Source organism: Streptomyces sp. NPDC101166, from assembly GCF_044768125.1.
Taxonomy (GTDB): domain Bacteria; phylum Actinomycetota; class Actinomycetes; order Streptomycetales; family Streptomycetaceae; genus Streptomyces.
In genome coordinates, this window is record NZ_JBIWPF010000002.1 from 144,207 (window position 1) to 158,817 (window position 14,611).

Annotated in this window: 14 protein-coding genes; 7 read left to right on the forward strand and 7 right to left on the reverse strand. The window is 71.0% G+C overall.

All coding sequences use genetic code 11. The annotated features are described in order from the left end of the window. The first annotated feature begins 29 nt into the window (after positions 1-29). Positions 30-1,859 (forward strand): LamG-like jellyroll fold domain-containing protein, encoded by a 1,830-nt coding sequence (locus ACIRS4_RS05000; RefSeq protein WP_404190141.1) that lies wholly within the window; start codon positions 30-32, stop codon positions 1,857-1,859. Between the two features lie 29 nt (positions 1,860-1,888). Then, the gene (locus ACIRS4_RS05005; protein WP_404190144.1) at positions 1,889-3,571 is read left to right on the forward strand and encodes a PHP domain-containing protein; all 1,683 of its coding nucleotides are present in this window, start codon (positions 1,889-1,891) and stop codon (positions 3,569-3,571) included. A 25-nt stretch (positions 3,572-3,596) separates the two neighbouring features. Here ACIRS4_RS05005 and ACIRS4_RS05010 read toward each other — a convergent pair whose 3' ends face one another. From ACIRS4_RS05010 to ACIRS4_RS05025, 4 genes are read right to left on the reverse strand one after another with little or no spacing between them, the layout of a single operon-like run. Then, positions 3,597-4,052, reverse strand: coding sequence for a MaoC family dehydratase (locus tag ACIRS4_RS05010; protein ID WP_404190147.1), 456 nt, complete (start codon positions 4,050-4,052; stop codon positions 3,597-3,599). Between the two features lie 18 nt (positions 4,053-4,070). Continuing rightward, positions 4,071-5,576 carry a long-chain fatty acid--CoA ligase gene (locus tag ACIRS4_RS05015; protein ID WP_404190150.1) on the reverse strand — a complete coding sequence of 502 codons (1,506 nt, stop codon included), beginning with the start codon at positions 5,574-5,576 and terminating at the stop codon, positions 4,071-4,073. Positions 5,577-5,589: 13 nt separating this feature from the next. Beyond that, a complete protein-coding gene (locus tag ACIRS4_RS05020) occupies positions 5,590-6,465 on the reverse strand; it encodes an amidohydrolase family protein (protein WP_404191029.1) in 876 nt (291 codons plus the stop codon). Between the two features lie 12 nt (positions 6,466-6,477). Then, positions 6,478-7,395: an SDR family NAD(P)-dependent oxidoreductase gene (locus ACIRS4_RS05025; RefSeq protein ID WP_404190152.1), complete on the reverse strand. Its 918-nt coding sequence runs from the start codon at positions 7,393-7,395 to the stop codon at positions 6,478-6,480. A 272-nt stretch (positions 7,396-7,667) separates the two neighbouring features. Between ACIRS4_RS05025 and ACIRS4_RS05030 the strand changes: the two genes are divergently transcribed. The 3 genes from ACIRS4_RS05030 (at position 7,668) to ACIRS4_RS05040 (ending at position 9,742) form a co-directional block, all read left to right on the forward strand. After that, positions 7,668-8,132: a MarR family winged helix-turn-helix transcriptional regulator gene (locus ACIRS4_RS05030; protein ID WP_404190155.1), complete on the forward strand. Its 465-nt coding sequence runs from the start codon at positions 7,668-7,670 to the stop codon at positions 8,130-8,132. Positions 8,133-8,287: 155 nt separating this feature from the next. Continuing rightward, on the forward strand, positions 8,288-9,046 hold the full coding sequence (locus ACIRS4_RS05035) for an IclR family transcriptional regulator (protein WP_404191031.1): 759 nt from the start codon (positions 8,288-8,290) through the stop codon (positions 9,044-9,046). A gap of 129 nt (positions 9,047-9,175) precedes the next feature. Then, positions 9,176-9,742 carry a dihydrofolate reductase family protein gene (locus ACIRS4_RS05040; RefSeq protein WP_404190158.1) on the forward strand — a complete coding sequence of 189 codons (567 nt, stop codon included), beginning with the start codon at positions 9,176-9,178 and terminating at the stop codon, positions 9,740-9,742. 83 nt (positions 9,743-9,825) lie between these two features. On the opposite strand, the gene ACIRS4_RS05045 is transcribed toward ACIRS4_RS05040, so the two are convergent. Both ACIRS4_RS05045 and ACIRS4_RS05050 read right to left on the reverse strand, forming a co-directional pair. Beyond that, complete coding sequence (locus ACIRS4_RS05045; RefSeq protein ID WP_404190161.1) at positions 9,826-10,287, reverse strand: pyridoxamine 5'-phosphate oxidase family protein; 462 nt, start codon at positions 10,285-10,287, stop codon at positions 9,826-9,828. 143 nt (positions 10,288-10,430) lie between these two features. After that, positions 10,431-11,396, reverse strand: a complete 966-nt coding sequence (locus tag ACIRS4_RS05050; protein WP_404190164.1) for a helix-turn-helix transcriptional regulator — start codon at positions 11,394-11,396, stop codon at positions 10,431-10,433. Positions 11,397-11,489: 93 nt separating this feature from the next. Between ACIRS4_RS05050 and ACIRS4_RS05055 the strand changes: the two genes are divergently transcribed. Continuing rightward, a complete protein-coding gene (locus ACIRS4_RS05055) occupies positions 11,490-11,855 on the forward strand; it encodes a VOC family protein (protein ID WP_404190167.1) in 366 nt (121 codons plus the stop codon). Positions 11,856-12,150: 295 nt separating this feature from the next. Further along, positions 12,151-13,557, forward strand: a complete 1,407-nt coding sequence (locus ACIRS4_RS05060) for a glycoside hydrolase family 16 protein (protein WP_404190170.1) — start codon at positions 12,151-12,153, stop codon at positions 13,555-13,557. Between the two features lie 37 nt (positions 13,558-13,594). Here ACIRS4_RS05060 and ACIRS4_RS05065 read toward each other — a convergent pair whose 3' ends face one another. Then, positions 13,595-14,488: a helix-turn-helix domain-containing protein gene (locus ACIRS4_RS05065; protein ID WP_404190173.1), complete on the reverse strand. Its 894-nt coding sequence runs from the start codon at positions 14,486-14,488 to the stop codon at positions 13,595-13,597. Positions 14,489-14,611: the final 123 nt, after the last annotated feature.

A 14,611-nucleotide genomic window follows, 5' to 3' on the forward strand; every position in this document is an offset into this window, starting at 1 on the left:
CTTCCCCCCGGCTTTCCCATGGAGCACCCGTGTGTACTTCGCATGCCCAGGAACAGGGCGAGGCCCCGCAGGCCGACGCCGGACGGCGCGGTTTCCTCAGAGCCACCGCGCTGCTCGGCGCGGCCGCGACGGCCTCGGTGGCACTGCCCGCGACCGCCGCCGACGCCGCCGCGGCGGGCCGCTCGCGCCCTGATCCCGACAGCCGCCGGTTCACGCTCGCGGTGATGCCGGACACGCAGTACCTCTTCGACGGGCCGAGCATCGACAAGGCGCCGGTGGAGGCGTCGCTGAGGTATCTGCTGGCGCACGGGGAGGACGAGAACGTCGTCTTCCTCTCGCACCTCGGGGATCTCACGCAGAACGGGACGAAGGAGGAAGTCGCCGCCGTCAGCGAGGCGTTCGCCCTGCTCGACCGGCGCGGGGCCGGATACAGCGTCCTGGCCGGCAATCACGACGTGCCGTCGTCCACCGACGACCAGCGCGGCGCGACGCCCTACCTCGACGCCTTCGGCCCGCGACGCTTCACAGGCAAGCCGACCTTCGGCGGCGCCTCCCCCGACGGCTACAACGCCTACCACGTCTTCCGGGCCGGCGGACGGGAGTGGATGGTGCTGGCGCTGGACTGGCGGCTGTCGGACCAGGGGTACGCGTGGGCGGCCGACGTCCTGACGCGGCATCCGCACACCCCCGTCGTCCTCACCACGCATGAACTGGTCGTCGCGGACGACACGTTGTCGCCGTACGGGCAGCAGCTGTGGGACCGGCTGATCGCCGACCACGACCAGATCTTCCTCACCCTCAACGGCCACTACTGGCCCGCCGGGCGGGCGGTCCGCCGCAACAAGGCCGGGCATGACGTCCATCTGCACCTGACGAACTACCAGAACCGTTACTTCGGCGGTGCGGCGATGATCCGCCTCTACCGCTTCGACCTCGACCGGAACGTCATCGACGTGGAGACGGTCTCCCCGTGGATCCTGGGCCGGGCGGCGAAGGGGCTCAACGAGCTGGAGCGGCAGGAGATCGAACTGAGCGGCGACGTCGACCGGTTCACCGTCGACATCGACTTCGCCGAGCGGTTCTCCGGGTTCGCCCCCGCGCCGGTACGCCCGGCACGCCCGGCGTCGCGGATGCTGGTGAGCGGCACGGGCGCCTACTGGCGATTCGACTCGGCGGTCGCGGGCGCCGTGCGGGACCTCTCCGGGCACGGCAACGACCTCACCGTGGTGGCGGTGGGCGGCGGTTCGCTCGGCTGGTCCCCGGACCACCACCCGGACCAGCCGGGCCACGGCAGCCTGGAGTTCCAGGGCCACAAGTCCCCGCTGAAGGGGGCGTATCTGCGCACGGTCGACGGGGCGCCCCTCAACTCGGCCACGCTCAAGGGCGGTTACACCATCGAGGCGTTCTACCGCCTCCCCGCCGACTGGGATCCCGCACACCACGCCTGGTCCGGGCTGGTCGGCCGCACCGGCACGGGCGGGGCCGCCGGCAAGACCGCCGACGACCCCGACGAGCCGCTCGCCACGCTCTCCCTGTCGAACGACCGTGAGCCGCAGTGGGCGATGCGCCCGCTGAACCAGCAGGGCATCGCCACCAACTGGGGCCAGGAGACACCGCTGGAGACCTGGTGGCACGTCGCCGTCGTCAACGACGGCAGGCACACCACGCTCTACGTCGAGGGATGCCCGGTGGTCCGCAACCCGAGGGCGCCCGCCGTCGGGATCGCCTCCGTCGGCCTGCCCTGGCTGCTCGGCGGCTACGAGTACGGCGGGCGCGTCGACCAGATCCTGCACGGGCGGCTCGGCGACGTCCGGATCGTCGAACGGGCGCTGCCCGTTACGTCGTTCATGAACCACTGACAAGCGCTGAGATCCACTGAGAGGCATCGATGACCGAGCAGCAACTGCCCGCCTGGGCCGATCCGTCCGTCCCACCGGCCGAACTCGACGCCCAGGGCGTGTCCCGGCGCGGAATCCTCCGCGGAGCGGGCCTGTTCGGCGCCGCCTTCGCCCTCGGCGGGGCGGCGACGCCTGCCCTCGCGGCCCCCGCCGCCGCAAGCCCGGGGCGCGCTGTCGGGGGCGAGGACCCCCGGCTCGCCTATCTCGTCGGCGACCATCACGTCCACAGCGTCTACAGCCACGACGCGAAGTACACGTTCTCCCAACTGGCCACGGCCGCCGCCCGGTACGGCCTGGACTGGATGGTGTTCAACGAGCACTCCAACTTCGGGCACGCCCGCTACGGCGCGAAGGCGGAGCACCAGGAGATCCTGAAGGCCCGCGCCGAGAACCCCCGCCAGCTGATCTTCCAGGGCCTGGAGTGGTACATCCCGGCCGCCGAGCACTGCACGGTGTTCGCGGCGCCCGGCCCGCACGAGGTCGACGTGCTCACGCGGTTCGAGCTGGCCTACGACGGCAAGCTGCTCAAGTACACCGACGGCGCGGCGGACAACCCGAACACCGCCCGCAACGAGGCGCACGCGGTGAAGGCCGTCAAGTGGCTCGCCGAGCAGCGCCGGACGGGGTACGTCGACGACGTCCTCGTCCTCGCCAATCATCCGATGCGCCTGGGCATCGACTCACCGCACGAGATGCGCAACTGGCGCGACGCCGCCCCCGAGGTCATGATCGGCATGGAGGGCGCGCCCGGCGCCCAGGGCGGCGGCATCCCGGGGTGGGAGGGGCCCGACTCGCAGCGCGGCGAGTACACCAACAAGCCGTCGGCGGACTCGTGGGCCGGATACCCGCAGAACGCCTACGTGCTCTACGGCGGCTTCGACTGGATGACGGCGACGGTCGGCGGTATGTGGGACGCGATGCTCGCCGAGGGCAAGCTGTTCACCGTCACGACCAACTCCGACGTCCACCGGGTCGTCTTCGACACGTGGAAGAACGGCGACTGGCCGCCCGGCACGACGTTCGACGACACCGGCCGGGTCCCCGACCCCGTGAACACCGACTCCCCGCAGCCCGGCGGCGACTTCTGGCCCGGCCAGTTCAGCCGCACCCATGTGGGCGTCACCCGCTACGGCTACCGCTCGGTGATGGCGGGACTGCGCGCGGGCCGGGTGTGGCTGGACCACGGCCATCTGCTCGACGGGCTGGAGGTGCGGCTGACCCGCGAGGGCGACCGCGGCCGGGGCGTCACGCTCGGCGGCCGGCTGCGGGTCCGCAGGGGCGAGAAGCTCACCCTGAACATCACCGTGACGACCGCATCCCGCCCCAACCCCCATGGGATTCCTCCCCGGTTGGCGCATGTGGACATGATCCGCGGCGCGGTGCGCGGCCCGGTCGCCGACCGCGACGACTGGCGCGCTCCGGACAGCAGGGTCGCGTGGTCCAGGGACGTGAGCGGCCGCAGGGGGACGTACACGCTGCGCGTCCCGCTGGCCGCCGGGGAGGAGTCCTTCTACATCCGGCTGCGCGGCAGCGACGGCAAGCGGAACGCGGCCGGTTACCTGGGCGCGTCCGTCGACCCGCACGGCCCGATCCCGCACCCGCCGGGCGACGGCGACCCTTGGCAGGACACCTGGTTCTACTCCAACCCGGTGTTCGTGGACGTGGTGCGCTGAAGCGGCCGGTACGGACGAACGGGCCTCACGCGTAGAAGCGGGAGAGGCTCTGCAGCACCGCGGCGGGCTTCGCGGCCCCCTCTGTCTCGATCGTCCCGTCCACGGTGATCTGCACGCCGCCCGGCACCTCCTCGACCGCCGCCAGCCTCCCGGCCAGCCGAATCCGGGAACCGACCTTCACCGGCGAGGGGAACCGCACCTTGTTCAGGCCGTAGTTGACCTTGGTCGTGACGCCCTGGACGTCCAGCAGTTCGGTGAAGAGCGGGATGAACAGGGAGAGTGTCAGGTACCCGTGCGCGATGGGCGCTCCGAAGGGCCCGTCCTTCGCGCGTTCGGGGTCGACGTGGATCCACTGGTGGTCCCCGGTCGCGTCGGCGAACGTGTCGACGCGCCCCTGTGTGACCTCGATCCACTCGCTCGTGCCGAGGTCGCTGCCGGCGAGCTTCTTGAGTTCGTCGAGGCCGTTGACGGTGATGGTCATGCGAGGGTCCTTCCGGGGTCAGGAGTCGGTGCCGAAGCGCTGGCGCACCCGGGCTTTGAGGAGCTTTCCGGAGGCGGTGCGCGGGAGTTCGTCCGCGACCACCACCGACTTGGGGATCTTGTACTTGGCGAGCCGGCCGGCGAGGGAGGAGAGCACCTCGTCGGGATCCAGCGAAGCGCCCTCACGGGGCACGACGACCGCGCGGGGCACCTCGCCCCACTTGTCGTCCGGCACGCCGATGACCGCGCACTCGACGATGTCGGGGTGGGTCAGGAGCCGGTCCTCGATCTCGGCGGGGTAGACGTTCTCCCCACCGGAGATGATCATGTCCTTGATGCGGTCGACGATGTGGACGTAACCGTCCTCGTCGACCCTCGCCGCGTCCCCGCTGCGGAACCAGCCGTCGGCGAAGGACGCGGCCGTCTCCTCGGGCAGCCCCCAGTAGCCGGGCATGACGTGCGGGCCGCGCACGATCACCTCGCCGGTCTCGCCTGCGTCGACGGGCGTCAGGTCGGGCCGCACGACCCGGACGTCGCTGAAGAAGTGCGGGACGCCGGCCGAGCCCGCCTTGCTGACGGCGTGCTCCGCGTCCAGGAAGAGCGTGCCGGGCGCTGCCTCGGTCATGCCGTAGCCCTGGAGGAAGGTGAGGCCGCGTTCCTGGTAGGCCGCGATCAGCGGGGTCGGGACGGGTGAGCCGCCGCAGGTGAGGATGCGCAGCGAGGACAGGTCGGCGTCCGGCCAGCGCGGGTGACGGGCGAGCTGGTCGAACATGGTCGGCACACCGAACATGAAGGTGATTTGGTGCCGTTCGACCAGGTCGAAGGTGGTCTGCGGGTCGAACGCCTCGACCAGGACGCAGGCGCCGCCCTTGAGCAGCACCGGCAGTGTCAGCATGTTCAGCCCGGCCGTGTGGAACAGCGGTGCGGTCACCAGGGCCCGTTCGTCGGCGACCAGGTCGGTGTCGACGAGGACGTTGACCGCGTTCCACGTGAGGTTGCCGTGCGTGAGCATGGCGCCCTTGGGGCGGCCGGTGGTGCCCGAGGTGTACATGATGACGCAGGTGTCGTCGGGGCCGACGGGCTCGTCGAAGGGCTCGTCGGCGGCCGCGGCGAGCGCCTCCTCGTACTCGGCGCCCACCTCGACGTACGCCCGTACGTCGGTGCTGCCGGGCAGTCCGGCGACGAGGCCCGCGGACGCCGGGCCGTAGACGAGGGCCTTGGCGCCGGAGTCGGCGAGCTGGTAGGCGATCTCGGGGCCGGCCAGGCGGGTGTTGAGCGGGACGAAGACCGCGCCGAGGGCGCCGGCCGCGAACAGGGTCTCCAGATAGGAGGGGTGGTTCGGGCCGAGGTAGGCGACGCGGTCGCCGCGGCGCACGCCCCGGGCGCGCAGGGCATGGGCCAGGCGCGTGGTGCGGGTGTGCAGGGTGGCGTAGTCGGTCGGCCGCTCGCCGTGGATCAGGGCCGTGCGGTGCGGGGTCTTGCGGGCCCGGCGTGCGGGCCATGACCCCAGTCCCTCGTTGCGCATCTTCGACGCCCCTCTACGGTGTGGTCAGCCCGAGCAGACGGGCGGCGTTCTCCTTGAGGATCTTCGGCTTCACGTCGTCCTTGATCGTCAGCTTGTCGAAGTCGGCGAGCCAGCGGTCGGGGGTGAGGACGGGGAAGTCGGAGCCGAAGAGGACCTTGTCCTTGAGCAGCGTGTTGGCGTACTGCACGAGTTGCGGCGGGAAGTACTTCGGCGACCAGCCGGACAGGTCGATGTGGACGCCCGGCTTGTGGGTGGCGACGGCGAGGGCCTCGTCCTGCCAGGGGAAGGACGGGTGCGCCAGGATGATCTTGAGGTGGGGGAAGTCGGCGGCGACGTCGTCGACGTGGAGGGGGTTGGAGTACTTCAGCCGGATGCCCCCGCCGCCCGGGACGCCGGCTCCGATGCCGGTCTGACCGGTGTGGAAGAGGGCGATGGAGCCGGTCTCCTCGATCACCTCGTAGAGGTCGTACGCCACCGCGCGGTCGTCGGGGAAGAAGCCCTGGATGCTGGGGTGGAACTTGAAGCCCCTCACCCCGTACTCCTCGACCAGGCGGCGGGCCTGCTTCACGCCGGCCTTGCCCCGGAAGGGGTCGATGGAGGCGAAGGGGATGAGCACGTCCGCGTTGGCGGCGGCGGCCTCGGCGACCTCCTCGTTGGGCACCGGCGGGGTGCCGGTGGCGGACTCGGCGTCCACCGTGAAGATCACGGCGGCCATCTTCCGCTCCCGGTAGTAGCGGGCCGTCTCCTCGATGGTCGGCTTCCGCTCGCCCTCGACCTTGAAGTAGGCGGAGGAGGCGTCGTGCAGGTCGTCGTCGAGCGAGGAGTGCCCCTTGGAGGACACCTCGGCATGGGTGTGGACGTCGATCGCGACGAGTTCCTCGACGTCGATGCTCGCCATGACTCACGCCTCCGGGAAGGTGGGTGCCGGGATGCCGACGGTCTGGAGCTCGGCGCCGACCGAGGCGGGGAAGGCGTCGGCCAGGGTCGCCGGGGTCCAGCCGCCGTCGGCGTAGGCCGCGCGGATCTCCTGCGGATGCGACCAGAGTGCCACCTTGTCGCCGCCGATGCCGATGGCCTGGCCGGTGACGCCCCGGGCGGCCTCGGAGGCGAGGAAGGGCACGAGCGCGGCGCAGTCCTCAGGGGTGCCGAAGCCCTCGCCCTTGCGCAGGAAGTCCGGGAGCGCCTCACCGTTCTTCATGGCCTCGACGTAGGGCGCGAAGGCGGGGATGGTCTCGGTCATCGCCGTCGCGGCGACCGGCACGATCGCGTTGACGGTGATGTTCGCGCGGCCCAGCTCCATGGCCCAGGTGCGGGCGAAGGCGGCGATGCCCGCCTTGGCGGCGGCGTAGTTCGTCTGCCCGAAGTTGCCGCGCTGTCCGGCCGGGGAGCCCACGAGGATCAGGCTGCCGCCCTCGCCCTGCTCGCGCATCCGTACGGCGGCGGCGCGGGCACAGGTGAAGGTGCCCCTGAGGTGGGTGGCGATCACCGCGTCGAAGTCGTCGTCGGTCATCTTCCACAGCACCTTGTCGCGCAGGATGCCGGCGTTGGTGACCAGGACGTCCAGCCGCCCGAACTCCTCCACCGCGCGGCTGACGAGCCGCTCCGCGGCCTCGGTCGTGCCGACCGGCACCACCTCGGCGACGGCGGCGCCGCCCGCCTCGACGACGGACTTCACGGCCTGCTCGGCGGCCGTCTCGTCGACGTCGTTGACGACCACGGAGGCGCCGTGGGCGGCCAGGGCCTGCGCGTAGGCGAGACCGAGTCCCCGGCCGCTGCCGGTGACGACGGCGACCTTGCCGGTGAGATCGATGGTGGGCACGGGTGAGTCCCTTCACGCGGTGACAGGTGCTGCGGCTGCGGTCGCGCACCGGGTGCGGCTGCGAGATCGAAGTTAGGAGCAATAATTGTCGTCGTCAATAGTTGTTGTCATCCGGCGGGTGGGTCATGCTGGAATCTGGAACGGCGCGGCACGCACCACCGCATGGACGACATGCACGTCCCGCCGCACGCGCGACCGCATCGCACCGCACGCACGACCGCCCCGCCGGGGCCGACACCAGGGAGCCCGCCATCGCCCGCCAGCACGACACCGTGAACGCCACCCCGATCGACTCGGAGGAGCCGTGGATGCGCGGGCTGCACGCGGACGCGGGCTACCTGCTCTACCGGCTCGGCCTGCGCTCGGGTCAGTTGTTCAACACGTTCCTCCAGGAGTCGGGGCTGCGCCTGCGCCACTACGCCGTGCTGCGTTTCCTCGCCACGACGGAGGGCGCGCTCCAGCGCGAGCTGAGCGCACGGCTCGGGTACGACCCGAGCGCGATCGTCGGTCTCGTCGACGACCTGGAGAAGCTGGGCTTCGCCGAGCGCCGCCCGGCCCCGGACGACCGGCGCAGCCGGATCGTCGTCCTCACGGACGCGGGCGGCGCGTTCCTGCGCGGCACGGACGAGGCCGGCCTGCGGGTGACGAACGAGCTGCTGTCCCCGCTCGACCCGGCCGAGCGCGAGACGCTGCACGCCCTGCTGCTGCGCGTCGCCGGGGACGGGCTCGGCGGATGAGACAGGTCCGGGCGGACGATTGACGCCGGCCCGGCGGTCTGCCTAACTTCGCGACAAAAGCGGGACGACGTTCGTCCCGCCGCAGCACGGGGAGGAGGAACCCGTTGCCGACGACGTCAAGGACGCCGCCGCTCACGGGCACGGCCGCCGCACCCGTGCCGACGGTCGCCCCCACCCGTTCCGCGCCCGACCGGCTGCTGTCCGTGCTCGCCGCCTTCGACCACGCGCATCCGGCGCTGTCCCTCACCGACATCAGCCGGCGGGCGGGCCTGAGCCTCACCACCGCGCACCGGCTCGTGGCGGCGCTGAGCGAGTGGGGCGCCCTGGAGCGGGACCCGACGGGCACCTACCACGTGGGGCTGCGGCTGTGGGAGATCGCGGCCCTGGCTCCCCGGGGCCTGGCCCTCCGCCAGGCGGCGCTCCCCTACCTGGAGGACCTGTACGAGGCCACGCACGAGAACGTGCAACTGGCCGTGCGGGACGGCGCCGAGGTCGTCTACACCGAATGGCTCTCGGGACACTCTGCGGTCGGCGTGCGCATCCGCGTCGGCGCGCGCTGGCCGCTGCACGTGACCGGCGTCGGACTCGTCCTGCTGGCCCACGGCGGAGCGGAGCTCCAGGAGACCTACTGCGCCGCCCCGCTGACCTCGTACACGGCCCACACGATCACCGACCCGGCACTGCTGCGCCGCATGCTCGCCGAAGTCCGGCGCACAGGAGTCGCGGTGAGCGACCGTCAGGTCACGGACGACGCGCTCTCGGTCGCAGCCCCGGTGCGCGGCCCGGACGGCGAGGTGGTGGCGGCGGTGTCGGTGGTCGTACCGGCGGCGAACGCCCAAGTCCCGTCCCTGAAACCGGCGATACGACTGGCGGCAAGAGGAATCTCCCGATCCCTGGGCTGGCACCCGGCCTGAAACTCTTGTCCCGGCCCCGAACCCTGAGCCCTGACACGAGGACCACCGGCGGGCCCGGATCGCGCGCCGATGAGTTTTCCGCGCCACGCTGGTCTGTACCCGGGACACCCACGGACGGAAGGCTGCGCCATGCGGAAACTGATCTACGGCATGAACCTGACCCTGGACGGCTACATCGCCGCGGCCGGCGATGACATCGGCTGGAGCGGACCGCCGAGCCACGAGCTGTTCCAATGGTGGCTCGACCACGACAAGGCGAGTGGCCTGGCGCTGTACGGGCGCAAGCTGTGGGAGGCGATGAGCTCCTACTGGCCGACCTGCGACCAGCAGCCCCACGCCACCCCGGCGGAGATCGAGTTCGCGCGGAACTGGCGGGACACGCCGAAGGTGGTGTTCTCCTCGACGATCGACAAGGTCGACTGGAACACCCGTCTGGTCACCGGCGACGCGATCGCCGAGATCAGCCGGCTCAAGGCCGAGGACGGCGGCCCGATGAGCATCGGCGGCGCGACGCTCGCCGGGGCGGCCATGCGCGCCGGGCTGATCGACGAGTACGTGATCGCCACCCATCCGGTCCTGGTGGGCGGCGGCACGCCGTTCTTCACCGCACTGGACAGCTGGGTGAACCTGAACCTGGTGGAGACGCGGACGTTGTCCGGCGGCGTGGTCCTGACCAGATACGAGACGAGGCGCTGAGCGGCAGCACCCGACGCGCGGCGTCGCCGGCGGCCATCGGGCGCGACGTCTCCCGCGCGCCGGCGACGCGCTCGGGGGCACCGCTATTCCAGCCATGTCCCGTCGCGCATGACGACTCTGCCGCGCAGTTCCGGTTCGCCGCGCCAAGCGTGCACACTCTTCGGCACCACGCGCACATACAGATAGGGCCCTTCCTCCGCACGCGGGTCCCACCCGAACCTGGCGGCGAACGCCTCGGCCGCGTCTGTGGGCACGTCCTGGTCCGGGAAGCATTCCGCCTCCCCCTGGAGAAGCACCACGTCGAAGGTGTCCGGCAGCGCCAGGCGCACGCGCGGCTCCGCGCGGACGTTCCGCGCGGTCGCGGACGTGGTGCTGGTGCACATCCACACCGCCCGTCCGTCCCACATGAACCACAACGGCACTTGGTGCGGCCCGTGATCGGGATGCGCCGTCGACACCCAGACCTCGCGCTCGGAGGCGAGCCGTTCCAGGGTGTCGCGCCTGCGCTCCGCCGCCAGGCGGCGAACAGTTTCCGTGCTCTGCATGAGTGCCGACCGTAGCCAGCGGTCTCACAGCGCGCATGGGGCGAGAGGCCTACTCCTGACGACGGAAGAACCTCGGCCCTCCGACGCAGGACGGTCGCTGCGCTGCTCGGCCGATCGGGGCCGGAAGGGCTGAGCGTTGCGGGTCAGGCCGTCGGTGAGGGCGCGTAGTGGTGGGCGAGGTCGGTGGCGAGGTCGCTGAGGTGAGCCCTGGCTTCGGCGGGGCCGTGCACGGTGATGGCGCTCCCGAACGGCAGCAGTGCTCGCACGTCCTCCAGATGCAGAAAGCGGATCGTCACCTTGTGGCCGGTGGCGGATTCCTCATGGTCGCCCCGGACGAGTCGTCGGCCGAAGATCCGTTGCGCTCGCTCGATCTGGGTCCGGTCGACGGTGGCGCTGACCTCTGTCGCGTGGTGGTCCTCCCACTGATCAAGGAGCGCTGTGGCGACGGTGGCCAGGGTCTCGTTCTCGCGGATCCGTCGTGGCTGGTCGACTTCGCTCCATGCCGTGATCCGTTCGAGCCGGTACATCCGTGGCACTCGGGCACAGTCGGCGACGAGGTACCAGAGGCCGGCCTTGGCGAACAGCCCGTAGGGATCAACGACCAGGACGCTTGAGCAGGATTCTCGTGGGCTGTCGTACTCGATCCGTAGCCGGCGGCCTCGCCGCACCGGGCCGATCAGCGAAGCCGGAGTCGTGCCGGAAGCATGTGCCCGGAGCCACGGACGGCTGTCCACGTGCACCACGTCGGTGAGCGGCAGGAGCTCATGAGCTCGACGTGACGGCGCAGCGGCGATCTTGGAGAGCGCGCGCCGGCTTTCGACGGAGGCGTCGAGCTCCGCACGTTGCTTCTCGTCCAGCCCGGTGAGCGACAGATGATCACGCTCCCCCGGCGTGAGTCGTGTGAGGTCGGGACCGGCCCCGGGCAGCATGGTCACGCCTCCGAGGCGGCCCCGTTGTGCGGTCACCGGCAGACCGGCGTCGCGGAGCCAGTTCAGGTCCCGGGTGATGGTCCGAAGGGACACCCCGAGCGCCGAGGCGAGGTCCTGTGTGGTCACGGCATCCCTCGACGCGAGGAGCAGCATCAGAGAGAAGAAGCGGTCTGGGGTCACGCACAGAGTTTTTCAGGAAATTGCGACACGATGCGGCGCATATCCCGGTCAGGCTGGTGGATGCCCGTCTACGACCTGCGAGAAGGAACAGCCATGACCACATCCGTCGTGTCCATCGTCTATGTGAGCGACGCTCCCGCCGCGGCGCGTTTCTACGGCGACCTCCTCGGCATGAGGCCGTCGTTCGAGACTCCGGGATACATCACCTTCGACCTCGGGCCAGGCGCTGACCTCGCCGTGTGGTCCGGCCAGTTCGAGGATCTGTCACCGGCCGTCCCGCGCACCGGCGAGGTGTGCCTGGCCACCGACGGTGGACCCGACGAGGTCGACGCGATCTTCAAGCAGTGGCAGTCCAAGGGCGTCACGATCCTGAGCGAGCCTCATGACGCGGGGTTCGGGCTGACCTTCCTCGCAGCCGATCCTGACGGGAACCGCATCCGCGTCGCACCGCGGGGCTGAAAGGCCGCGACGCGGCAGGCGCGCAGACAGGTGTCGCGCCTGCCGTCGTCCGGCTTCGAGAGGACGACGAGTGCCCCACGCGAACGCGCTCCTGGGCGTCCCGCCCCCGCGCGGTGAGGGGTGAACGGCTCCGCCGACAGCCCCTTCACGGGCTGAACCCACCTGCACCGCAACGACTTTCACGGTTTCACCTCTTGACGGCCGACGGCAGCGGGAGCACATTGGGCCCACTTTGAGAGCGCTCTCAGGCACCTCGGCACCCGTACTCCCCCACCCCGTACCCGAGAGGCACACCATGAGTGACACCTCCGGCACCCCCCGCGGACAGCGGCGCCCACTGCGACGGGCGTTCGTCGCCGTCCTGAGCACCCTCGGTCTCGCGGCGCTCGCCGCCACGGCCGCCACCCTGCCCGCGACGGCCTCCGCGCCCACGCCCCCGACCGGCTGGACGCAGGTCTTCCTCGACGACTTCGACGGCGCCGCGGGAACCGGCGTCAACGCCGCCGACTGGCAGTATTCGACCGGGACTTCGTATCCCGGCGGCCCCGCCAACTGGGGCACCGGCGAGGTCGAGACGATGACGAACAGCACGAGCAACGTCTCGCTCGACGGCAGTGGCAACCTGCGCATCACCCCGCTGCGCGACTCCGCGGGCCGTTGGACCTCGGGCCGTATAGAGACCAGGCGCACCGACTTCCAGCCCCCGTCCGGCGGCAAACTGCGCGTGGAGTCCCGGCTGCAGATGCCCGCCGTCACCGGGACCCCCGCCGAGGGCTACTGGCCGGCCTTCTGGATGCTGGGCGCGCCGTACCGGGGCAACTACCAGAACTGGCCCTCGGTGGGCGAGATGGACATCATGGAGAACGTGCAGGGCCTGAACCGCGTGTGGGCGACGCTGCACTGCGGCACCAGCCCGGGCGGCCCCTGCAACGAGACCACCGGCATCGGCGGTTCCACGGTGTGTCCCGGCGCCGCCTGCCAATCCGGCTTCCACACCTACGCGTTGGAGTGGGACCGCTCGGTGACCCCGGAGACGCTGCGCTTCTCCGTCGACGGGACCGTCTACCACACCGTCACCGCGAACCAGGTGGACGCCACGACCTGGAACAACGCCACCCGTCACGGCTACTTCATCATCCTGAACGTGGCGATGGGCGGCGGCTTCCCCGACGCCTTCGGCGGCGGGCTGGACGCCGACACCCGCTCGGGCGTGCCGATGGTCGTGGACTACGTGCGGGTCCTCCAGGCGGCGGGCGGCACCGGCGGAACCACCCCTCCGCCGAGCGGGAACCGCGACGCCTACACCGCCGTCCAGGCCGAGTCCCACGACGACCAGTCCGGTACGACGACGGAGACGACCACCGACACCGGCGGCGGGCAGAACATCGGCTCCCTCGCCAACGGCGACTGGGCGCTGTACCGGGGCGTCGATTTCGGCTCCGGCGCGGCGACCCAGTTCCTCGGGCGGGTGGCGAGCGGCGCGGGCGGCGGCGTCAGCGGTCTGGTCGAGGTCCGTCTGGACAGCCGCGGCAGCGCTCCCGTCGGGAGCTTCGCGGTGGCCGGCACCGGCGGCTGGCAGTCCTGGCGCACGGTCCCGGCGAACATCTCCCCGGTCACCGGCACCCACGACGTCTATCTGACCTTCACCAGCGGCCAGCCGTCCGACTTCGTCAACGTCAACTGGTTCACCTTCGGACACTGAGGCGAGAGCCCGGGACCGCCGGTTCACCCGGCGGCGTTCAGCGCATCTCCGCGCGGAACGCCGCCGGCGTCGTGTCCGTGTGCTGGTGGAAGAACTTGGAGAAGTTCGCCGGGTCGGGGAAGCCCACCGCGACGCCGACGCGGCCGATGGGCAGATCGGTGTGCGCCAGCAGGCGCTTGGCCTCCAGGACCACCCGCTTGTCGATGAACCCCTTGGGCGTCTCGCCGGTCGCCGCGCGGACCGCCCGCACCAGGGTGCGGCGGGAGTAGCCGAGCGCGTCGGCGTAGGCGCTGACGCTGTGGACGGTGGCGAAGTCCCGTTCCACCGCCTCCCGGAAGAGGGTGAACGTGGTGTCGGCCTGACGGCGGGCCGCCTCGGCGGAGCTGGTCGCGAGGTGCGCGAGACGCAGCAGGAACGCGGTCAGACAGTGGCGCAGTACGGAGGTGTGCAGGTTCGGGGGCAGGGTCGCGCTGTCCTCGTACTCGCGTCGCAGGTGGGCCAGGGCCGCGCGCAGAGCGGCCGCCTGGGGTGCGTCGGGGCGCAGGAGCGGCGGGAGGTCGTAGCGGTACAGGCCGGTGGCCTCGACGGTGTCGCGGGGCAGGAAGCCGGGTTGCATGGTGAGGGCGGTTCCCCGGTACTCGCCGGCCCGGGTGAAGCGGTGGACCTGGCCCGGGCGGATCCACAGGACGTCGCCGGCTGTCGCCTCGTACTCGTCGAAGTCGACCATGTGGCGGACGGGACCCTCGGTGAAGAGCAGCACGACGTGGAAGTCGATGCGGTGGACGCGGTCCAGCGGGGCGTCGGCGTGCCAGGTGCGCCCGGCGCCCATGGGGCCGATCTGCATGCCGACTCCGCCGACGCTGAGTTCGACGGGGAAGGGGAAGGTTCTGATCCCGTCATCGGCGGCTTCTTGGGTACTTGTTTCCACCATGTCCTTCTTGCGCTGTTCCGCTGCCGCGGTCCGTGTCCCACTTTCACCACAGGCTGACACAGGCAGACCTTCCCCCGTAAAAGTCAGACTTTTAAGTTCGAACACGCAAGACCTGATCACCGG